Annotated in this window: 18 protein-coding genes and 1 tRNA gene; 11 read left to right on the forward strand and 8 right to left on the reverse strand. The window is 66.5% G+C overall.

The features are described 5' to 3' along the window. Positions 1-11 precede the first annotated feature (11 nt). Together WJU27_RS10210 and WJU27_RS10215 are read left to right on the forward strand one after the other, a co-directional pair. Positions 12-5192 (forward strand): tetratricopeptide repeat protein, encoded by a 5181-nt coding sequence (locus tag WJU27_RS10210; protein ID WP_341422054.1) that lies wholly within the window; start codon positions 12-14, stop codon positions 5190-5192. Continuing rightward, positions 5189-6034 carry a class I SAM-dependent methyltransferase gene (locus WJU27_RS10215; RefSeq protein ID WP_341422055.1) on the forward strand — a complete coding sequence of 282 codons (846 nt, stop codon included), beginning with the start codon at positions 5189-5191 and terminating at the stop codon, positions 6032-6034. The genes WJU27_RS10210 and WJU27_RS10215 overlap by 4 nt, the downstream gene beginning before the upstream one ends. On the opposite strand, the gene WJU27_RS10220 is transcribed toward WJU27_RS10215, so the two are convergent. After that, positions 5982-7001, reverse strand: a complete 1020-nt coding sequence (locus WJU27_RS10220) for a class I SAM-dependent methyltransferase (RefSeq protein ID WP_341422056.1) — start codon at positions 6999-7001, stop codon at positions 5982-5984. The genes WJU27_RS10215 and WJU27_RS10220 overlap by 53 nt on opposite strands. A 100-nt stretch (positions 7002-7101) precedes the next feature. Here WJU27_RS10220 and WJU27_RS10225 point away from each other — a divergent pair, with 100 nt between their 5' ends. Further along, on the forward strand, positions 7102-7956 hold the full coding sequence (locus WJU27_RS10225) for a class I SAM-dependent methyltransferase (protein WP_341422057.1): 855 nt from the start codon (positions 7102-7104) through the stop codon (positions 7954-7956). A 3-nt stretch (positions 7957-7959) separates the two neighbouring features. On the opposite strand, the gene WJU27_RS10230 is transcribed toward WJU27_RS10225, so the two are convergent. From WJU27_RS10230 to WJU27_RS10255, 6 genes are all read right to left on the reverse strand, one after another. Further along, positions 7960-8634: a class I SAM-dependent methyltransferase gene (locus WJU27_RS10230; RefSeq protein WP_341422058.1), complete on the reverse strand. Its 675-nt coding sequence runs from the start codon at positions 8632-8634 to the stop codon at positions 7960-7962. Positions 8635-8645: 11 nt separating this feature from the next. Then, positions 8646-9722, reverse strand: coding sequence for a class I SAM-dependent methyltransferase (locus WJU27_RS10235; protein ID WP_341422059.1), 1077 nt, complete (start codon positions 9720-9722; stop codon positions 8646-8648). Positions 9723-9823: 101 nt separating this feature from the next. Next, complete coding sequence (locus WJU27_RS10240; protein ID WP_341422060.1) at positions 9824-10723, reverse strand: WcbI family polysaccharide biosynthesis putative acetyltransferase; 900 nt, start codon at positions 10721-10723, stop codon at positions 9824-9826. After that, positions 10720-11874 carry a GSCFA domain-containing protein gene (locus WJU27_RS10245; protein ID WP_341422061.1) on the reverse strand — a complete coding sequence of 385 codons (1155 nt, stop codon included), beginning with the start codon at positions 11872-11874 and terminating at the stop codon, positions 10720-10722. The genes WJU27_RS10240 and WJU27_RS10245 overlap by 4 nt, the downstream gene beginning before the upstream one ends. 198 nt (positions 11875-12072) lie before the next feature. Continuing rightward, positions 12073-12149: transfer RNA gene (locus WJU27_RS10250), tRNA-Pro, on the reverse strand. Positions 12150-12217: 68 nt separating this feature from the next. Continuing rightward, on the reverse strand, positions 12218-13180 hold the full coding sequence (locus WJU27_RS10255; protein WP_020163830.1) for a polyprenyl synthetase family protein: 963 nt from the start codon (positions 13178-13180) through the stop codon (positions 12218-12220). A gap of 151 nt (positions 13181-13331) precedes the next feature. On the opposite strand from WJU27_RS10255, the gene rplU reads away from it, so the two are divergent. The 4 genes from rplU (at position 13332) to proB (ending at position 16274) form a co-directional block, all read left to right on the forward strand. Beyond that, positions 13332-13643 carry a 50S ribosomal protein L21 gene (gene rplU, locus WJU27_RS10260; RefSeq protein WP_019919226.1) on the forward strand — a complete coding sequence of 104 codons (312 nt, stop codon included), beginning with the start codon at positions 13332-13334 and terminating at the stop codon, positions 13641-13643. A 52-nt stretch (positions 13644-13695) separates the two neighbouring features. Further along, positions 13696-13959, forward strand: a complete 264-nt coding sequence (gene rpmA, locus WJU27_RS10265) for a 50S ribosomal protein L27 (RefSeq protein ID WP_008057943.1) — start codon at positions 13696-13698, stop codon at positions 13957-13959. A 124-nt stretch (positions 13960-14083) separates the two neighbouring features. Further along, positions 14084-15175: an Obg family GTPase CgtA gene (gene cgtA, locus WJU27_RS10270; protein WP_020163829.1), complete on the forward strand. Its 1092-nt coding sequence runs from the start codon at positions 14084-14086 to the stop codon at positions 15173-15175. Next, complete coding sequence (proB, locus tag WJU27_RS10275; RefSeq protein ID WP_020163828.1) at positions 15159-16274, forward strand: glutamate 5-kinase; 1116 nt, start codon at positions 15159-15161, stop codon at positions 16272-16274. Before cgtA ends, proB begins: the two co-directional genes overlap by 17 nt. 24 nt (positions 16275-16298) lie before the next feature. On the opposite strand, the gene WJU27_RS10280 is transcribed toward proB, so the two are convergent. After that, a complete protein-coding gene (locus WJU27_RS10280; protein WP_020163827.1) occupies positions 16299-17756 on the reverse strand; it encodes a sensor histidine kinase in 1458 nt (485 codons plus the stop codon). 122 nt (positions 17757-17878) lie between these two features. Here WJU27_RS10280 and WJU27_RS10285 point away from each other — a divergent pair, with 122 nt between their 5' ends. The 4 genes from WJU27_RS10285 to WJU27_RS10300 all read left to right on the forward strand — a co-directional run bounded on the left by WJU27_RS10285 (position 17879) and on the right by WJU27_RS10300 (position 20252). After that, positions 17879-18040: a DUF1328 domain-containing protein gene (locus WJU27_RS10285; RefSeq protein ID WP_024300587.1), complete on the forward strand. Its 162-nt coding sequence runs from the start codon at positions 17879-17881 to the stop codon at positions 18038-18040. A gap of 40 nt (positions 18041-18080) precedes the next feature. Then, complete coding sequence (locus WJU27_RS10290) at positions 18081-18719, forward strand: response regulator (RefSeq protein WP_019919231.1); 639 nt, start codon at positions 18081-18083, stop codon at positions 18717-18719. Beyond that, a complete protein-coding gene (locus WJU27_RS10295; RefSeq protein WP_232415974.1) occupies positions 18716-19231 on the forward strand; it encodes a response regulator in 516 nt (171 codons plus the stop codon). Before WJU27_RS10290 ends, WJU27_RS10295 begins: the two co-directional genes overlap by 4 nt. A 316-nt stretch (positions 19232-19547) precedes the next feature. Further along, complete coding sequence (locus tag WJU27_RS10300; protein ID WP_341422062.1) at positions 19548-20252, forward strand: PEP-CTERM sorting domain-containing protein; 705 nt, start codon at positions 19548-19550, stop codon at positions 20250-20252. Positions 20253-20312 lie beyond the last annotated feature (60 nt).

Consider the following 20312-nt stretch of genomic DNA (forward strand, 5'->3'; position numbering starts at 1 on the left):
ACGCACGCGCCGTGAATGCGACGGAGCTGATCCGGCAGGCCTGGCGGCATTTCGCCGACGGCGAGAAGACGGCGGCCATGCACTGCGCGCAGCAGGCACATGCCACCGATGGCGGGCCGTCGGTCGCCGCTGCGCTGGGCTACTTCCTGCTCGATGCCGGTCGGATGGATGCGGCCGCGGACGTCCTGTTGCCGGCACTGGCCCGCGCTTCCCACTACGCACCGTTGCACTGGTATGCCGGCCTGCTGCACCAGCGCCGCGGCGACGTCGCGCCGGCGATCGAGGCTCTGCGCCGTGCCTGTCTGCTGGATGCCCGTCTGGATGAAGCCGCCTTCACGCTGGCCTGGCTGCTGCAGGACGTCGATCAGGTGTCCGAGGCCGCGATCTGGGCGGGGAAGGCGCTGCAGGCCTCCCGTCAACCGCAACGCCTGCTGCAATCGGCATGGCTGCTGCAGCGGCAGGGAATGCTGAGGGAGGCGATCGAGCTGTACGAGGAGGCCATCGCGGCTTTTCCTCATGGCGCGCCGGAGCAGCGCACACTGCACCGCCACCTCGCGCAATGCCATGCAGCCCTGCACCGCCCCGATCTGGCCGGCCGTGCACTCGCTCGCGGACTCGAACATCTGTCCTTGGACGCCGAGTTGCTGACGGAACAGGCCTGTCACGAGTGGGACCAGGGCCGGCGCGCACACGCGCTCGCACTGGCGCGCAGCCAGGCGGACACCCATCCGGAACGGGCGGACGCCTGGTACCTGCTCGGCGTGCTGCAGCACCGCTCGGGCGATCTCGAAGCGGCTGAGCAGTGCTACGCCGAAGTCCAGCAGCGTGACCCGACGAACGCCGATGCGCTGCTGCGTCGCGCACAGATCCAGTCCGGCTGGGGTCGCGCCGAAGCGGCGCTGTGGCTGGTCGAACTCGTACTGCAGCAACAGCCGCAGTCCTTGCCAGCGCAGGCACTGAAGGTGCAGGCGCTGCTCGACCTGAAGCGGACAGCCGACGCACGCCGGCAGCTGTGGGCACTGCTGCGCACTGCGCCGGGCGAAAGCGAGCTCTGGCGCCTGCTGGCGGCAGTGCATAGCCAGCGACGCCGGGGTGGCCTCGCGCGGCGCGCGCTGGCGCGCGCCCTGCGCCTCGATGCGGACAATGTGGCCGCGCTGCGCGCGCTGGCCTGGCTGGCGCTCGAACAGGGCGAACTGCCGGTGGCGAAGGACGCCATGCGGCGGGCGCTGACGCTCCACCCGGACGATCAGGACACGAGGGTACAGGCCGCCTTCGTGTTCGCCGCTGGCGACGAGCTGGCGCGGGCGGCGGAACTCGCGCAGGCTGCCGTCGCGCACGACCCGCAGCAGGTCGATGCCTGGCGAGCCCTGGCCGAAGTGCGGCTGCGGCAGCGTCGGCTGAGCGAAGCCGAAACCGCCATCGAAACCGCCCTGCTGCTGCAGCCCGATCGCAGCGACAGCCTGCGGCAACTGGGCTGGATACTGCTCGCGGACCAACGCCCGGGCCAGGCTCAGCTGGCCTTCCTGCGCCTGCGCGCGCTGCAGCCGGACGATGTGCTGCCCGTGCTGGAGCTGGCCGAGGCCTGTCTGCGCTGCGGCGATTTCAGCCACGGTCTGGAGGCGGTCGACGACGTACTTGCCCGGCAACCCGGTCATGCCCAGGCCGTGCTGATGAAGGCCCGGTTGCTGACCGAGAGCGGCGACCCGCAGTCGGCCAGCGCGGTACGCGCGCTGGATCTGTGTCGTCGGCTGGCGAGCGAACGCCAGAACGTGACCGGTGCGACCGCCATGCTGGCGCGCCTCGTCGGTCTCGACGCTCCCGGCGCGCGCGCGGCGCTGAAGCAGGCCTCGGTACCGGAACGGCGGGCCGCGCTGCGCGAGGCGCTGGCCGTGGCCATCGCGCGCCATGGTCATGACTGCGTCGACCGTCTGCTCACCGCCGCCGTGGAGGACTGTCCACCCGATCCGTGGGTCGACAGTGCGGCGCTGTATGGCGCAACGCTGTCCGACGCGTCGACGCCGGCCGATCTCGCGCGGGCCGCGCGCGACCTGTACCGCGCACTCAAGCTGCGGGCAGGCCTGGATCGAACGCCGCGGCCGCCCGCGCTGCGTCGGCACGGCGCGCGACTGCGCATCGCCTACGTCGCGGGGCAGCTGCACCAGAGCCTGCTGCACCGGGTGCTCGCGAATCACGACGCCGAACAGGCCGACGTGTTCCTGTTCAGCAACCGTCCGCCGCCGGATCTGCCGCCGCACATCCACTGCGAGCCGCTGGTGGCTGCCCGACTGGCCGCATCGTGCGCGGCGAACCGCATCGACGTCGTGATCGATGCCGGCGGGCTGCATCCGTTCGAGGGCCAGTTCGAACTGCTGCAAGCCTACGCCCGCCGCGTCGCGCCGCTGCAGGTGGGCTGGCTCGGTTGCCCGGTCACGGCCGGAGGGCTGTTCGACGTGCTGCTGACCGACGCTCACGCGGTGCCGGCCGCGCACGAGGCGTTCCACGAAGAGGCGCTGTGGCGGCTCGACGGCGGCCAGTGGTGCTGGGACCCGCCTGTTCATGCACCGCAGCCGCTGCCGCCGCCGGTGCTGCGCAATGGCGTCGTCACCTTCGGCGTCACCGCGCGCGGGCTGCGCATGACCGGCGCCTGCCTCGAAACATGGGCCCAGGTGGTCGCGGCGACCCCGCGATCGCGCATCCACTTCATCGGTGAAGTGGCCAGCGACTGGCCGCAGCGCACGCGCATCCTAGCCGTGCTGAACGCCCACGGCATCGACGGCGCACGCGTGGCGTTCGACCCGCCGCGCAGCCACGCCGGGCTGTTCGAATGGCTGCAGCAGATCGATCTGGTGCTCGACAGCTTTCCAGGCAACGGCGGGCTGAGCCTGTTCGAACCGCTGTGGATGGGCGTGCCGGTGATCAGCCTGGCGGGCGACTGGGCCGGCGCGCGCCAGGGGCTTTCCGTACTGGCCTCGCTCGGACTGGATAGCTGGGTGGCCGACAGCGCGGCCACCTATGTCGACACCGCGACCGCACTGGCCGCCGACGTCGATACGCTGCGACACCATCGCACCACCCTGCGCCAGCGCATGTACGAATCACCTCTGCTCGATGGACGCCGGGTGGCGCGCCAGATCGAGCACGCGTGCGAGCGCATGCTCGATCTGGTTGCCGCAGACGCCGCCGAAGACGACCCGAAGGCACAGATCCGCGCCCGGGCGCGCCGTGCGCTCCAGGTCTGGCTGGACAAGGCGGCAGTCCTCGAATTGCCGACGCTTCCGGCAGGCACGACGCCTGATCTGTCGGTGATCGTGGTCCTCTACAAGCAGGCCGGACTGACACGCATGACGCTGCAGGCGCTGGCCGACCAGCGGGGTGCGGTGTTCGAGACCATCATCGTGGACAACGCGTCGGACGATGAAACGGACTCGCTGCTGCAACGCGTGCGCGGTGCGTGCATCGTGCACAACGCGGAGAACGCCGGTTTCCTGCGCGCCGCCAATCAGGCAGCGGCGCTGGCACGCGGACGTCATCTGGTGTTCCTGAACAGTGACGCCATCCTGCAGCAGGGCGCGCTGGCAGCGGCGCTCACCCGGCTCGACGCCGAGCCGGCGATCGGGGTGCTCGGCGGCCGCATCGTGCTGACGGCGGGCGGATTGCAGGAAGCGGGCAACACGATCTTCCGCGACGGCTCGTCGCTGGGCATCGGCCGCGGCGAAGACCCCTTCTGCCCGGCGGCGATGGCGAGCCGGGCGACCGATTACGTGTCCGGCGTGTTCATGGCGGTGCGCACGCCTCTGTGGCGGATGCTGGGCGGCTTCGACGAGCGCTTCGCGCCGGCCTATTACGAGGACACGGATTTCTGCCTGCGCGCCTGGCGCGCCGGTTTCCGCGTGGTGTATGAGCCGGCGGTGCTGGTCGAACACCTGGAATGGGGCAGTGCCACCGGCGACGAAGCGCCCCGGCAGATGCGCGAGAACCGGCAGCGCTTCGTGGACCGCCATGGCGAATGGCTGAAGGGCCAGCCGGCACCCGCGCCACAGCCGCTGTCGGGCGATCGCTGGCGCTCGCCTGAGGACCATCCGCGCCGCCCGCGCGTGCTCATCCTAGACAACGAGGTGCCGCACATGGTGAAGGGCGGCGGTCTGCCACGCGCCCGCCTGATGCTGCAGGCATTGAGCGACTGGCCGGTCACCTTCTTTCCGCTGTGGCAGGAGGATGATGACTGGCGGGATGTGTACGCGTCGCTGCCCGCGACTACGGAAGTGGCGCTCGGCCACGGCATGGGCCGGCTCGAAACCTTTCTCGACCAGCGTCGCGGTATCTATGACGTGCTCGTGGTGAGCCGCCCGCCCAATCTTCAGGCGCTGTCGCCGCTGTTCCGGCGCAGGCCGGAACTGTTCGCCGGCATGCGCATGATCTACGACGCGGAAGCGCTGTTCGCGTTGCGTGAGATTCCGGAAGCGGCGGTCAAGGGACGCCCGCTGACGCGGGCGGCGGCACAGACCCGTCTGGCCGCCGAGATCGGGCTGGCCAGAGGTGCCGATCAGGTGTGGGTGGTGTCGCAACGCGATGCCCGCCTGTTCCGCGCCGCCGGCCATCAGGTCCGGATACTGAGTCACGCGATATCGACCCGCCGCACGGCGCCAGGGCCGCAGCATCGCAGCGGTCTGCTGTTCGTCGGCGCGCTGCATCCGGACACGCCGAACGAGGACGGTCTGGTCTGGTTCATCACCGAAGTCATGCCGCGGCTGCGCGACCTGCTGCCGCATGCGCCGGTGCTGTCCGTCGTCGGCATCAACCGCTCGCATCGGGTGAGCGATCTTGCCGGCGACGACGTGCAGCTGATCGGTCCGGTGGACAGCCTGGAGCCGCTGTACGACCGCGCACGCGTGTTCGTCGCGCCGGTACGGTTCGCCGGCGGCGTGCCCGCCAAGGTGATCGAGGCGGCCGCCAACGGTGTGCCGGTCGTGGCCTCCGCCGTGCTGGTGCGGCAGCTGGACTGGAGCGCGGGCATCGACATCCAGTCCGCCCGCGATGCCGACGCCTTTGCCCGCGGCATCGCACGCCTGCTGCATGACGATGAACTGTGGGCCCGGCAGCAACGCGCTGCGTGGGATCAGTGCGATGCCCGCTACAGCCCGGAGCGCTTCGGCCACATCCTGCGCGACGCGCTGTCGGAGACACCGCGATGAGCGCCCGTCATCCGCTGGAAGAGCCCACGCTGCGGCGCTTCCGACATCTGATGGCGCACGGACTGACCGACGCCGCGCGCGATTGTCTGCTCGATGCACTGGTCCGCGAGCCCAATCTGCCCGGCGTGCACGTCGCGCTGGCGCGGCTGCGCTGGCCGGGGCCCGACTACCGTTTCTGGCTGGCCTGGTTCCACGCACAGCTGACACCGCGGCTGTATCTGGAAATCGGCGTCGAGAAGGGCGAATCGCTGGCGCTGGCCCAGCCACCGACGCGGGTGGTGGGCGTGGACCCTGCGCCGCTCGGTGACCCGCTGCAGCACTGCCGTGCGAATGCGCGCCTGTACCGCCAGACCAGCGCCGACTTCTTCGCCGCCGTGCCGGCGGACAGCGGGCTGGTGCCCGACGGTTTCGACCTCGCCTTCATTGACGGCGATCACCACTTCGAAACCGTGCTGGACGACTTCATCGCCATCGAGCGCCACGCCGCGCCCGGAGCGGTCGTGCTGCTGCACGACACGCTGCCACTCAACGCGCTCACCGCAGCGCGCGAGCGCCGGACCGGGTTCTACACCGGCGACGGCTGGAAGATCGTGCCCTGTCTGCGGAGCCTGCGTCCTGACCTGCACGTCATTACGCTGCCGACCGCACCGACCGGCCTGACGGTGATCACCCGGCTAGACCCCGGAAACCGCGTGCTGAGCGACCGTCTGCCGCTGATCCGTCAGTCCTACGCGGCGCTGCCGCCTGACCACGCGGTGGCGACGCCGCACGCCGTGTTTTCGCTCGGCATCAACGATACGGACTGGGTGGCGCAGTGGTTGCAGTCCGCACGCGGGCGATGACACACGCGAGGTCCGGCTGCACGCGCCCGGACCGGAAAAGATCATCCTCGGCGCGCAACAATGCGTGCAGCCAGGGCTCGGCCTCGGCGCACATGAAGTTCTGCGCGATTGCGGCCAGCACCACGCGCATCAGTGCGCCGCCATAAGGTCGATGCTCGAACACGTCGAAGTGGTGGTCGAGCAGCGGCAGCACTTCCGACGAGCGGACCGCTTCGGTGGGATCCACGGCAACAACCTCATCCACCGAAGGCCGCCACAGATTGCCTTTGAGCTGTCCGTCGCCCGTCGTGCGAAGGTGGTGCGGCAGCATATCGACCAGCTGGTTCATGAGACGCAATTGTGAGTTCGCGCACTGGAAGCGGTCGGGGCCCACGTATTCGTCGAGGTAGAACCAGCCTGCCGGTGCCAGCAGCTGGGCCACGCCCGCATACAGGTCTTCGAGATTGGCGCAATGGTGCACGCTGGAAATACCCAGCACGGCATCGAAGCTGCCGGGCTCGAAACCGCTCTGCCCCACTGGCAGGCTGTTCATGTCCGCCTGCACGTAACGGATGCGCGCGCCGGCGGCTTTCGCCTGTTCGCGCGCGAGATCCAGCGCCTTGGCGGACAGGTCGATAGCCACGATCTCGTCTGCCCAAGCTGATCGGGCAACCAGGCGCTCGTCCCTGCCCTGACCGCAGCCGAGGAAGAGCACCCGCCGGAGCGGCAGGGGTTGATGGGCTGCGACGACGCTGAAGAACCACTCGAGCGGCTCGACCGATGCGTCGCCGGTGACCTGCTCGTGCAGGCGCGCCTTGACCGCCGGAAGGTGGGTCCAGTGCAGGCCGTGCGCGACCCAGGCGGCGGGATCACCCCAGGCTGCATCCAGCCGGCCGGCGAGTTCGTGGTCGATATCGGGGAGTGGAGTGCTGTGCGACACGGGATTGGGTGAGTGCGGTTTCTTGGAGAGGCCGGTGCGAACCGGCATGCAATAATGCGGCAGAGACGCGGGCGGACGAACGCCGGCCCAGGGCGAGTTTGACACGGCAGCGCGGCGCAACCGGTCCATTCAAGTCGAAAATCACGCGATGAAGCAGCCCCCCGTTGTCGTCCCCGAGTTGTTTCCGTCCGGGCACTTCTATTCGCCCTACCCCGATCCGCAGGAGCTGCGGCGCAACGAGGACCGCCTGTTCGGTACCGTGCCGCGCGAACTGCCTGGCATCGACATGCGTGAGACCGCGCAGTTGGCCCTGCTGGAGCGCTTTGCGCTGCTGTACTCCACCCTCCCGTTCGCCGACCAGCCCACGCCCGGACTGCGCTATCACTACCTGAATCCGGCCTACGGCCATTCCGACGCGATCATGCTGCATTGCATGCTGCGCACGCTGGCGCCGCGACGGCTGGTCGAAGTCGGCTCCGGTTACTCGTCATGCGTGACGCTCGATACGAACCAGTACTTTCTGGGTCGCACGCTGCACACCACCTTCATCGATCCCTTCCCGCAATTGCTGCAGTCCCTGATCAGCCCCGACGATGCGGCCCGTTCCACGATCATCGCCAGCCCGCTGCAGGACGTCGGTATCGACGTGTTCAGGCAGCTTGAAGAGAACGACGTGCTGTTCATCGACTCGACGCATGTCGGCAAGGTGGGCAGCGACGTCAATCGCCTGCTGTTCGATATCTTTCCGGCGCTGGCGCCGGGTGTCGTGATCCATCTGCACGACATCTTCTATCCCTTCGAATATCCGAAGGAATGGATCTACGAAGGTCGTGCCTGGAACGAGGCCTACATGGTGCGCGCCTTCCTGCAGCACAACGACCGTTTCCAGGTGCTGCTGATGAACACTTTCATGTCGCACTTCCACCGCAGCTTCTTCGAAACCCGGATGCCCTTGTGCCTGCGCAACACCGGCGCCAGCCTGTGGCTGCGCAAGGTGGGCTGAGCGTCACTGCTGCGGCTTGGCGTGACCGGTGAGGGCGTGCAGGCGGGCTCCGTCTTCGGTCGCCGCGTGGAGATTCAGGATGCCTTCGGTGCCGTAGCGGCGACCATTCATGTAGCGCTCGATGCGATCGAGCATGCGCGCCGGGTAACGCGCCACACAGTCCTCATCCTTGACGAAGATGGCGACGAAGTCATTCCAGATATCGAGATGCTGATAGGTGGTGAACGATTCCAGCAGTGCCGGTCGATAGCCTGACCGTGTCCCCCAGCGTACGAGCGCCTCGCCTGCATCCGGATAGAAGCGCCAGCAGTCGACCGGATAGCGGTGGAATTCGCCGTTCGACGGCGCGTTCAGGTAGAACAGTCCATCCGGTTTGAGCACGCGCAGCACTTCGTTGAAAGTGAGCCAGAACATGTCGACATGTTCGAAACACGAACTGCTCACCACCACGTCTGCGACGCCGTCGTCGAACGGCAGCCGATAGGGGTCGTCGAGTACCACGTCCACCCCGCGACCGGCGGCGAAGTCCAGCCCCACATAGCGTGCGCCGGGCGGCGCCAGCTGTCGCAGCGAGCCGTTGACGTCCTGCGAACCGATGTCGAGTATCAGCGCCGGTGCGCTGGCGTCGACATAGGTCTCAAAGAACAGCCTGCCGTTCTCCATCGCGCTCGGATGCATGTACTTTCCTTTCAGTCCGCGCGTCGCCGGAGCAGCACGAGGTCCTGTGTGCCGGCCATGGCGGGGATGATGTCCAGCACATCGAACCAGCGCGACCACCGGGTCATGATGTAGTCGGGCGAATGCATCACGTTGCGGTAGTACGAAGGATGGTCGAGCACGGCCTGCAACTGGTCGTTGGCACCGGTATCCAGTATGCCCCTGCGATGCGCTTCGAGATTCAGCGTGGGCGGCGTATCGAAGAACACCATCTGCGCCAGCCCCTGGACCGACAGCAGGAGCAGCGCGCCGGGACGCGTGATGCGACGCAGCTCCGCCAGCCAGGCATCCTGCACCGGCTCGTCGAGGTGGGTAAGCACCGACAGCCCGATCACCAGATCGAACGCGCCATCCGCAAAGGGCGTGGGCGGCATCAGGTCGATGTGGACGAAGCGGGCACCGGGCAGCGTGCGGTCACAGCATGCAACGTTGTCGGCATCGATGTCTATGCCGGTCACCGACGGCGACAGCAGCGACAGGTAGCGGCTCAGCCGTCCCGCGCCACACCCCCAGTCGAGGATGGCCTGGAAGGAGCCGATGGAGCGGTCGAAACGCTCAAGCAGCAGTTGCTCGACGTGCTTGGCGATGGTGGCGCCGCCCAGCCGGAATATCTGCAAGTTGCCCGTGCCGATGACGCGTTCGATCTGCGCTGGCGACGGCATGTCGGGCTCGCGCGCGGGGTCGGCCAGATACCACGCGGTGCGGTACGACAGCCTGTGTTCGCCGAACGGGCCGGTCACGTTCAGGCGGATGAAGCCGTCGGCAAACAGGTCCGGCCTGCCGTCGCGGCGATGCCTGCAGAAGAAGCGCGAGTTCACCGCATGCGGGATGTGCGCGAACGGCGCCAGCAGGTCCGGCGATGCAAGCGCGCGATCGACCTGATCGAAATCTGCACCGTTGATCAGGAAGCGCAGCTGCGCCGGTTCGTTCCAGATCGACAGCGCCCACCCGGATACCGCGATGTCGTCGTCCGTGACGGCGATGTAATCCGGCATCCATCCCAGATAGCGGGCGGCGGCGATCTGGATGTCCGCGTGATAGATGTTCATGCGTGTGTCGTCGAGTATCCGGAGGGCGGGCGCATCGAGGTCCTGCCCTCACCGGGCAGGCGTCGCACACCGGCGCAATCGGTCAGTGGCCGGCGCATTGTTCACGGGCGGACGTGCTCACTGAGGAATCGAGCCGCCCGCTCGATGGCCGGGGAAACCCAGTCGGCACTTTCCAGGCGATTTTCGGCGTAGCACGCGTAGCTGCTTTCAATCAGCTCCCCCCAGGAGATCACCCGCTCGCTATGGATAAGCCGCAGCGCTTCGGCAGGCTTCACTTCGTCACACTCGCCATGCGTGGATCCGGGCAAGCCAGGATAGACCGGCCACAGCAGGGAGTACTTCAGCAGCCAGTCCTCCGGCGGCGGCACCGCCAGAGGTTCGACGTTCACCCGGGCCAGCATCTGCTTTGCCAGTTCGAACAGGACGGACACGGCCGGGTGGTTCGGGCAGTGCATGAAGGTGCGGCGGGCAGCAAAAATGTAGCGGGCGTCGAACCCCAGATTCGAGAAACTATCCAGCAAGGCCTGTCTGTGGTGCGCGAAGTCGCTCACATAACCGAGGCCGGCGTAGACAAAGCGATTGAACAGTGCAGGCACGCGCGTTGCGGGCAGCTTGCAGAGGTAGGCACCGGCGACGATGGCCGAGTGATAGTGGGCAGCGACAGTCTGCACATAGGTGCCGTTGCAGCGGAGCACGCAGCTGTCCGGATGAAACCCGCCGAACACCACCGTGGGAATTGCGATCACCGAACGCGGACGCGCCAGCGACAAGGCGTTCCGCAAGGCCTGCTGAGGCCCCGCGCTGGCAACGGCATACTCCGGCAGGTGCGCGAACAGCACATCCACCTCGTTCGCCAGAGCCATCACGGCCGCCAGCGTCGCCTCGTCACCGTCCTCCAGCTGCTCGACCTGTATCGCATCGAACAGATGATCGGGTGCAAGCGCCTCGAGGCAGTCGAGCAGGCCGCGCGACTGGCAATTGCCGACGATGCCGAATCTCATGGTGCAGTCAGCTGCTCTTCGTCACACCACACCTCGTACCACTGGTCACGCTCCGACCGGGTGGTCTGCGCGGCCGGCGATACGCGCGCCGGTATCTCGGTGGCCGGGCCCTGGGCCAGGTAAAGCCCGGTGAAGTAATCGACCACGTCGCGCACACCCTCAGGGGTCACGTGACGCATGTCTGCCTGAAAGTAGCGCCCCATCGTGTGATGGCCGGCAACGCACTCATAGGACGGAAAGTACGAAGTCAGATCGTCGTCTCGCGTCACCATGTCCGCCACCACGCGCAGTGCCGCCTTGGTGTAGCTGTTGGATACCAGCACATGACGCGGTTCGTAGGTGGCCGCAATGGACACCGGCGACACACTCAGCACCAGTTTCACCGATGGATTCAGCAGGCGCAGATTGCCGATCAGGCGCCGCAGGTCATCCACCATCTCCGGTACCGAAAAATTGTGGAAGCGGCAGTCCGATTCGCCTTCCGGCCCACCGTGCACGCCGGGCGCCAGTGGAAATACGGCGCCATCGACATCGGATACCCATGCTTCGGTCATCCCCAGCGTAAACACGAACACATCGCACTGCTCGAACATCCGGCGTACCGCCGCCAGGTGCGATACGCGGTCCGCAAGCAGATCATCGAGCGTGGCAAAGCCATTCGGCTCGACATTGGGCCGGAACGGATCGACGTAGGCATCACACCAGCGCCAGACGTGCTCGCGAGGCGCGAACAGTCCGTAGGCGCGCTCGAACAGCTGAAGCAGCTGCCGAACGGTATAGATGTTGCCGAAACGTGCCGGGTAGACGCCGAACTGGCGGTCTGCCGGTCCGGTTTCAGTCACCAGATAGTTGAAGCCCCGCGTCGGCAGGAGGCGAGCCAGGTGCTGCGCAAAGCAACTGCCCGCCGACACGATCCTGTCCGTCGCGTGAATCACGAAGCCGTCATTCCCGGCCGAAACCTGCCTCATGTCGAACCCGGGAACGCCAGCGGTGCGCGACCAGAAGGCGGTGTCCGGCAGATCGGTATAGGGATGCGGCATTGCAGTGAGCAGGGCTGTTTGGTTCCGGGTCGCCAAGGCTACATCGAACAGGGCGGTTTTTCGACCTGGGCTGAGCGTTGCGACGCCTTGGACCCGAGAAGCGTCCGACAAAGCGACCGCTGTGAACGTGCATTGCACAGGGCCCGACCGCGGAGAATTGCATGATGCCCTCCCGCTCGAGGAAGGGATTTGCGTGAGCGAGTTTCGCCGAATGGCGGCACTCCGACGTTAGCCACAGAAGGCTTGCCGCACGCGCAGGTCCGGAAAACAAAAAAGCCACCTCGGAAGGTGGCTTTTTCGCGGGATTCTTGGTCGGGGAAAGAGGATTCGAACCTCCGGCCCCTGCGTCCCGAACGCAGTGCTCTACCAGGCTGAGCTATTCCCCGAACCTCACAGCAAACTACCGAGGCAGCTCGTCGTGCCCGTTGCCGTAAGCAACGAGGCGCGCACTTTACTAGAACTTTCTCTCGACTGCAAACGTTGCGAGATCGAGCAGGCTCTGCAGATATTCATTCGCCTGCAGTCCGGCCAATTCCGCACGCGCCAGTTCTGCTTCCTCCCTCGCGCGAACACGGGCAATCTCGAGCGCGCCACTGTCCACCACCGCCTTCAGCACGTCAGCCCAGTCGTCGCGCCCGCCCTCCTCGATAGCATGCCGGACGACGGCAACCTGCTCGGGCGTACCGTTCTTCATCACGTGGATCAGCGGCAGCGTCGGCTTGCCCTCGGCCAGGTCGTCGCCGAGGTTCTTGCCGATCGAACCTTCGTCGCCCGAGTAATCGAGGATGTCGTCGACCAGCTGGAAGGCGGTGCCCAGGTGCATGCCGAAACGTGCAAAGCGCTCCTCGACGTCGGCATCGACGCCGGCCAGCATGGCGCCGAGGCGGCTGGCCGCCTCGAACAGCTTGGCGGTCTTGTAACGGATGACCTGCAGATAGCGGTCTTCGTCGACATCCGCATCGTGGCAGTTCAGCAGCTGCAGCACCTCGCCCTCGGCGATGATGTTGGTCGCCTCGGCCAGCACGGCCTGCACGCGCATGCTGCCGACCGACACCATCATCTGGAAGGCGCGCGAGTAGAGGAAGTCGCCGACCAGCACCGAGGCCGCGTTGCCGAACAGGGCGTTGGCGGTCTTGGCGCCGCGGCGCAGTTCCGATTCATCCACCACGTCGTCGTGCAGCAGCGTCGCGGTATGGATGAACTCGACCACGGCGGCCAGCTCGGTGCGATGAGCCCCCGAATAGCCGCAGGCGCCCGAGGTCAGCAGCACCAGCGCAGGACGCAGCCGCTTGCCGCCGGCACCGATGATGTACTCGGCCACCTGGCGCACCAGCACGACGTCCGAGTGCAGGCGCTCGCGGATGACGCCATCCAGCGCGCGCATGTCGTCCGCAATCAGGCTGTAAAGACGGTTCATTGAAGACAAGGAAGTGCTGCCGGACGCGGAAAAACGCGGATGGTAGCAGCGCGCGAAAACCCGTCAAGCCGTTGATGTTTCGCAGCCTTTGACAAAAAGCCAGCCTCTCGGATATAGTTGTGGATTCCCTTAAACCTTACTGGGGTTACACATGTACGCGGTCATAAAAACCGGTGGCAAGCAGTATCGCGTTGCCGCTGGCGAAAAAATCAAGGTAGAACAGATACCTGCGGATGTGGGCTCGGAAATCGTGATCGACCAGATTCTGATGGTCGGTGAGGGCGAATCGGTCAAGATCGGTGCGCCCCTGGTTGCCGGTGCCAGCGTTCGTGCAACGGTGCTCACTCAAGGGCGCCACAAGAAAGTGACGATTTTCAAGATGCGCCGTCGCAAGCACTACCAGAAGCATCAAGGTCATCGTCAGAACTACACCGAACTGCGCATCGAAGCCATCAACGGCTGAGAATGTTGAAAAATGCGCTGAGCAGGGCTGAGCGTATCCAGGAGAGCATCAAATGGCACACAAAAAAGGCGGCGGCAGTACGCGTAACGGCCGCGACTCAGAATCGAAGCGCCTTGGCGTCAAGAGCTATGGCGGTCAGCTGATTTCGGCAGGCAGCATCATCGTGCGTCAGCGCGGCACCGAGTTCCACCCCGGCGACAACGTCGGCATGGGCAAGGACCACACGCTGTTCGCCAAGATTGACGGCGTTGTGCAGTTCGTCGTCAAGGGTGCAAACCGCCGTCGCGTGGTCACCATCGTTCCGGCTGCAGCCTGATTCCGGCTCGCCTGAACCGAAGCCCTGCCCGCGAGGCAGGGCTTTTCGTTTCTGCCGCCTGCGTACACGGCGGCATCCGGCTCGTATTCGATACTCCAGTCACTCCAGGCACGCGTGAAGCGAAATGAAATTCTTTGACGAAGCGAAGATAGAGGTCATCGCCGGCGATGGCGGCAATGGCTCGGCCTCGTTCCGCCGCGAAAAATTCATTCCGTTCGGCGGTCCGGACGGTGGTGACGGCGGCCGCGGCGGCAGCATCTGGGCGGTCGCCGACCGCAACCTGAATACGCTGATCGATTTCCGCTATACGCGCATGTTCCGCGCCGCAAGCGGCGAGAACGGTCGCGGCGCCGATTGCTACGGCAAGGGCGGCGACGATCGCGAACTGCGCATGCCGGTCGGCACCACGATCACCGATCTGGCAACCGGCGAAGTGATCGCCGACCTCGACCACGACGGTGCCCGCGCGCTGATCGCCAGAGGCGGCCGCGGCGGTCTGGGCAACCTGCATTTCAAGTCGAGTACCAACCGCGCGCCGCGCCAGACCACGCCTGGCGAAGCCGGCGAGCGACGCGAACTGAAGCTCGAACTGAAGGTGCTGGCGGACGTCGGCCTGCTCGGCATGCCGAATGCCGGCAAGTCCACTTTCATCCGCGCCGTGTCCGCCGCGCGCCCCAAGGTCGCCGACTACCCCTTCACCACGCTCGCGCCCAACCTCGGCGTCGTACGGGTCGACGACTCGCGCAGCTTCGTCATCGCCGACATTCCGGGCCTGATCGAAGGTGCGGCCGAAGGTGCCGGTCTCGGCCACCAGTTCCTGCGCCACCTGCAGCGCACCCGTCTGCTGCTGCATCTGGTCGATCTGGCCCCCTTCGATCCGGAAGCCGATCCGCTGCACGACGCGCGCGCCATCGTCGAGGAGCTCCGTCGCTACGATGAATCGCTGTACCAGAAGCCGCGCTGGCTGGTGCTGAACAAGATCGACCTGATTCCCGAGGAAGAGCGCGAACAGCGTGTGCGTGATTTCGTCGAGGCCTTCGGCGCCGAACGAGCGTTCAGCATTTCGGCGATGACACGTCAGGGCTGCGATGCGCTGTGCTACGCCATCATGGATCACGTGGAAGCGACCCGTCCGCCGCCCGAGCCGGAGCCGGACGTGCGCAATCTGGACGCCAGCGAACCGGGCGATGGAGCGGACGATGAGAACGCGCCTTGAGAATGCGAAGCGGCTGATCGTCAAGGTCGGCAGCGCGCTGGTCACCAATAACGGCGCCGGGCTGGACCTCGGCGCGCTGCAGGAATGGGCGCGCCAGATCGCCGCATTGCGCGCCGAGGGGCGCGAAGTGCTGCTGGTGTCGTCGGGTGCCATTGCGGCCGGCATGCAGCGCCTGGGCTGGAGCACACGGCCGAGCGCGATGCACGAACTGCAGGCCGCTGCCGCCGTCGGTCAGATGGGTCTGGCTCAGGCCTACGAAGGCGCCTTCTCGCAGTACGGTCTGGCCAGCGCGCAGATCCTGCTGACGCACGAGGACTTGGCCGATCGCACCCGTTACCTGAATGCCCGCTCGACGCTGTCCACGCTGATGGAGCTCGGCGTGGTGCCGGTGATCAACGAGAACGACACCGTCGTCTACGAAGAGATCAAGTTCGGCGACAACGACACGCTGGGTGCGCTGGTCGCCAACCTGACCGAAGCGGACTGCCTGGTCATCCTGACCGACCAGAGCGGCCTCTACACTGCCGACCCGCGCAAGGATCCGGCCGCCACGCTGATCAGCGAAGGCGAAGCCGACGACCCGCGCTTCGAGTCGATGGCCGGCGGTGCCGGCACCGGCATTTCGCGCGGCGGCATGATCACCAAGGTTCGCGCTGCCCGCCGCGCCGCGCGCAGCGGTGCCGACACGGTCATCGCCAGCGGTCGCGAACCCGACGTTCTGCTGCGTCTGGTGCGCGGCGAAGCGCTCGGCTCCTTCCTGAAAGCAGGCAACACGCCGCTGGCTGCGCGCAAGCAGTGGCTGGCCGATCACCTGCAGCTCGCCGGCACGCTGATACTCGACGAAGGTGCCGTGAAGGCGCTCGGCGAGGGTCGCAGCCTGCTGCCTATCGGCGTGACCGAGGTGCAGGGACAGTTCGAACGCGGCGCGGTCGTCGCCTGCCGCGACAGTGCGGGCAAGGAACTGGCGCGCGGCCTGATCAACTACTCGGCGTCGGAAACCCGGCGCATCGCGCGTCGCCCGTCTGCCGACATCGAGGCACTGCTCGGTTACGTCGACGAACCGGAACTGATACACCGCGACAATATGGTCCTCGCCTGACGCACCCGCAGGGGTGCGTCGGCTTCACGCCAGCGGCAGCGCGAATTCCAGCAAGGTGCCGTGCTCCGGTGCCGGACCGATGGCAAAGCGGCCGCCCAGCGCATCGGCGCGGTACTTCATGCCGAGCAGGCCATGCGAACCGGTCTTGCCGCGCGCACCGGCGGCGATGCCGACACCGTTGTCGCGGATTTCCAGCCTGACGGTCGGCCCCTCGACCGTCAATGCGATGCGCACTTCGGTCGCCTGCGCGTGCTTCCTGATGTTCGTCAGCGCTTCCTGCGCGACGCGGTAGATCGCGATCGCCCTGTCCCGATCCAGCTCCAGCGCCTCCGGCAGTACCAGGTCGACCGCGAACGGCGCCGACGCCCGCGTCTCCTCGGCCAGCGATTCGAGCGCAGGCAACAGACCCAGATGGGTCAGCACGGTCGGCACCAGCCCTTCGATCACACGCCGCTTGATCTGCACGCCCTGCTCCAGGATTTCGCAGACGCGCGACAGCGACTCGACGTCCGGACTGTCCTGCTTGCGCGCCCGGCGCAGCAGCATCGAAGCCTCCATCCGGCTGGCGGTCAATATCGAACCGAGCTCGTCGTGCAGTTCGCGCGCCAGCGCCGATTTCTGCCGCTCGGCTTCGGTCTGCAGGTGGCTGGCCAGTTCCGACAGCTCTTCGGTACGCACCCGCACCAGCGCGTCGAGCTCGTCGCGCGCCGCCCGCAGGCGGTCGGCGATCTGCGCTTCGGCCTGGCTGCGCATCGCATAGGCACGCAACAGCAGGATGAGCATCAGCACGCCGATGGCGATGACGACGATGGCCGCCGCGCGCTGGCGTTCGATTTCCTCGCCCAGCAGCGTCATCTGCTCCTCCAGATAGGCGCGCTCGGTACGCACCAGCGGTTCGAGCGCTTCGCGCAGTTCGTTCTGGTCGACCACCGGCGGCAGGAAGGCGTCCATCACTTCGACCGGGCTCGCGTTCTGCGGCAGCGCCCGAAGCCGCTTCAGCTCCTCGGATTCCGCCGCGGTCAGGCGCTTGACGACGGCGACGCGCTCCTCGTCTATGCCCCGGCGCGCCGCCCAGCCGAGCACGTGGGTGCCCGCCTCGGCGAGACGCTGCACCGTAGCCAGATGCTGCGCAAGATGATCGGGCGACGGCTCCTCGGTGTAACGGGCCTCGGTAGCCGTCGCCTGCGCATTGTCGTAGACCAGATTGTTCAGCGCCGCCAGCGACAGGCGCGAAGCGTCGATCTCCTCGCGTTCGCGCTGCATGCCCTGGAAGGTGGTTTCGGACACCGCGGCGAAAGCCACTCCGATCAGCACCACCAGCAACGCCCCCCAGCGGAAGCGCGCAAGCCGCATCAGCACGCTGTCGGTCAGACGTTCCGCGCCGTCGGTCGCCGAACCGGCTTTGCGCGCCGCGCGCGACAACCCTTCGACGATGGCGCGATGCCGCGCCGCCGCCTTCACAGAGCGTTCCGCGTCAGACATGTCCGACGCCCCCGCCATGGCGCGGACGACAGCCCGCATTGGCCGCCCCGCCTAGGATTCGATCACGCACGCTGGCATCGCCGCCCGTGCCGGCCCTGTTCCTGTTCATCAAGGAGGCTGTCATGCTTCACTATGCCCTTATCTTCTTCATCGTTGCGCTGATCGCGGCATTGTTCGGCTTCGGCGGCCTCGCCGCAAGCGCGGCCGGCATCGCCAAGATCCTGTTCTTCGTTTTCCTCGCGCTGACAATCGCCTCCTTCGTGGTGGGACTGTTCAAGCGCTGAGGCGGATAATCCGCTCAGCTTCCACGACGACCACGCCATCATGCAAAAGAAACGCGTACTTCTCGCTGACGACCACCAGATCGTGCGCAACGGCCTGCGCCAGCTGATCAATGCCGAGGCCGACCTCGAAGTCGGCGCCGAAGCGTCGACCAGTGCCGAAACGCTCACCCTGCTGCGCCAGCAGGACTTCGACGTTCTGCTGCTCGACATTTCGATGCCCGACCGCGACGGCATGGACACGCTGCGACTGCTGCGCACGCACCGCGCCGATCTGCCGGTGCTCATCATCAGTGCCTACGCCGAAGAACAGTACGCGCTGAACATGCTGCGCGCCGGTGCCAACGGCTATATCCGCAAGGATGCCGACGTCGACGACATCCTGACCGCCATCCGCACCGTTCTGCGCGGCCGCCGCTACGTCAGCGACACCGTCGCCGACCTGCTGACGCAGCGCCTCAGCGGCGACGCCGACGCCCCGGCCCACCAGCAGCTGTCGGAACGCGAGTTCCAGGTGCTGCACAAGCTGGCGACCGGCAAGTCGGTCACCGAAATTGCCGACGAACTGTTCATCAGCGTGAAGAGCGTCAGCACCTACCGCAGCCGTCTGCTCACCAAGCTGAACCTGAAGAGCAATGCGGAACTGACCTACTACGCGCTGAAGAATGGTTTGATCGAATGAGTACGTCTGTCGGCTCGCACCTACATCCGGCGCCGCAAGGCGGTGAGATACTTGGCACGCAATCCAATCCCTATCGCTCCACCGACTACGAAGCGCACAGAGCCGTGCAACCGCATCCGTCGTCCGCCACTCCTCCGCTCGCCCGCTCACGCCCGCTGCGCGTGCTGCTGGTCGAGGACTCGCTGCTGATCCGCAAGCACCTGGTGTCATTGCTCGAGGACAGCGAGGGCGTCGTCGTCTGTGGCGAGGTCGATACTGAAGCCGACGCGCTGACCGCCTTGCGTGTCGGCCGCTTCGACGCGGTGGTGGTCGACCTGCAGTTGCGCGAAGGCAGCGGCTTCGGCGTGCTGCAGCACCTGAAGCTGAATCACCCCGACCTTCTCGCCATCGTGCTGACCAACAGCAACACCGCGGCGATGCGCGCGCGCAGTCTGGCGTTGGGCGCTCATCACTTCCTCGACAAGTCGAGCGAATTCGAACGCGTCGCCGAACTGCTCGAAGGCCTGCGCTGAGCGCTCTTCGCGCGCCCTCCCCAACAGATTGACGATGGTCGCTGCGAAGGACTTCTTACGCAGCCCGTCGAGCATCTCCGCACCTCTCATTTCATGCGGAAGTCATCCCCATCCCGTTGCGACGGGAGCGCTGCGGCATAGTGTCGCACCCTGAAATTCCGCGGTTTCGATGCAGCACAATCCCGTCCCGGACGTTGCGTAGCTGAGGCGACGCGCGTGACCTCGCGAGGTCCGCGTTGCGATGCCTGAGTGACCCTCGTCGCCTGAAATCCGCCTGCATTCGCTTCGACTGCAGACATCTACGAGGACGAGAAGCATGAACCGCTTTCTGAATTTCGGCGTCGCGCTCGCGCTGTCGGCCGGCATGACCGTCGCCCACGCCGCAAGCAGCTACGACGTGGTCACCACGTGGTACGAACCCGACACGCAGCCGAACAACACCATTTTCACCGGCAGCTTCGACTACGACGCCGCGACGCGCACGGTCACGAATCTGCAAGGTCAGTTGAGCGAGTCGATGACCGGCATGATGGGCGGCGGAATGACCTGGCTGTCGCTCAATCATCAGCTGGTGTCGTGGTACGACGCGGCGCTCGGCGGCACCTTCGCCGCCGCGTTCAGGAACGCCAGCACCAACACCTTCTGGACCGGCGCCGGTGGCAACGGTTGGTCGCCGGCGTCGGGTATCGCGGCCGGCGGCGTCCACTACGGCTTTCCCGCCACCCGCACCAATCCGGGCAATGCCTACGCACTCATCTTCATTCCCGATGATCCGCTCGCTGCACTGACCCAGGCCCAGATCGACAAGCTGGCCTACGCCGACTGCGCCGCCGGCGGCATGATGGGTGCCGTGTGCATGACCGGCACCAGCGTGGCCGGATACGGCGCCGAGGGCACGATGAGTGGATACCCGCTTTCGCAGACCATTACCGCCGCAGTGCCGGAACCCGAAACCTGGGGCCTGATGCTGGCCGGCCTGACCGTGATCGGCGCCATCGCCCGTCGTCGCCGGACGATCTGACGAGGTCGTCGACCGACACTGCGGCCACCCGGAAGGCGGCGAGGTCCCCACCTCGCCGCC

The organism is Methyloversatilis sp. NSM2 (assembly GCF_038066675.1).
GTDB classification, from domain to species: Bacteria; Pseudomonadota; Gammaproteobacteria; order Burkholderiales; family Rhodocyclaceae; genus Methyloversatilis; species Methyloversatilis discipulorum_A.

Bases quoted from the DNA above. Each gene is read 5' to 3' on its own strand.
- WJU27_RS10215 (WP_341422055.1), top strand. From the start codon at position 5,189: ATGAGCGCCCGTCATCCGCTGGAAGAGCCCACGCTGCGGCGCTTCCGA.
- WJU27_RS10220 (WP_341422056.1), bottom strand. From the start codon at position 7,001: ATGCCGGTTCGCACCGGCCTCTCCAAGAAACCGCACTCACCCAATCCC.
- WJU27_RS10225 (WP_341422057.1), top strand. From the start codon at position 7,102: ATGAAGCAGCCCCCCGTTGTCGTCCCCGAGTTGTTTCCGTCCGGGCAC.
- WJU27_RS10230 (WP_341422058.1), bottom strand. From the start codon at position 8,634: ATGCATCCGAGCGCGATGGAGAACGGCAGGCTGTTCTTTGAGACCTAT.
- WJU27_RS10235 (WP_341422059.1), bottom strand. From the start codon at position 9,722: ATGAACATCTATCACGCGGACATCCAGATCGCCGCCGCCCGCTATCTG.
- WJU27_RS10240 (WP_341422060.1), bottom strand. From the start codon at position 10,723: ATGAGATTCGGCATCGTCGGCAATTGCCAGTCGCGCGGCCTGCTCGAC.
- WJU27_RS10255 (WP_020163830.1), bottom strand. From the start codon at position 13,180: ATGAACCGTCTTTACAGCCTGATTGCGGACGACATGCGCGCGCTGGAT.
- rplU (WP_019919226.1), top strand. From the start codon at position 13,332: ATGTACGCGGTCATAAAAACCGGTGGCAAGCAGTATCGCGTTGCCGCT.
- rpmA (WP_008057943.1), top strand. From the start codon at position 13,696: ATGGCACACAAAAAAGGCGGCGGCAGTACGCGTAACGGCCGCGACTCA.
- cgtA (WP_020163829.1), top strand. From the start codon at position 14,084: ATGAAATTCTTTGACGAAGCGAAGATAGAGGTCATCGCCGGCGATGGC.
- proB (WP_020163828.1), top strand. From the start codon at position 15,159: ATGAGAACGCGCCTTGAGAATGCGAAGCGGCTGATCGTCAAGGTCGGC.
- WJU27_RS10280 (WP_020163827.1), bottom strand. From the start codon at position 17,756: ATGTCTGACGCGGAACGCTCTGTGAAGGCGGCGGCGCGGCATCGCGCC.
- WJU27_RS10285 (WP_024300587.1), top strand. From the start codon at position 17,879: ATGCTTCACTATGCCCTTATCTTCTTCATCGTTGCGCTGATCGCGGCA.
- WJU27_RS10290 (WP_019919231.1), top strand. From the start codon at position 18,081: ATGCAAAAGAAACGCGTACTTCTCGCTGACGACCACCAGATCGTGCGC.
- WJU27_RS10295 (WP_232415974.1), top strand. From the start codon at position 18,716: ATGAGTACGTCTGTCGGCTCGCACCTACATCCGGCGCCGCAAGGCGGT.
- WJU27_RS10300 (WP_341422062.1), top strand. From the start codon at position 19,548: ATGAACCGCTTTCTGAATTTCGGCGTCGCGCTCGCGCTGTCGGCCGGC.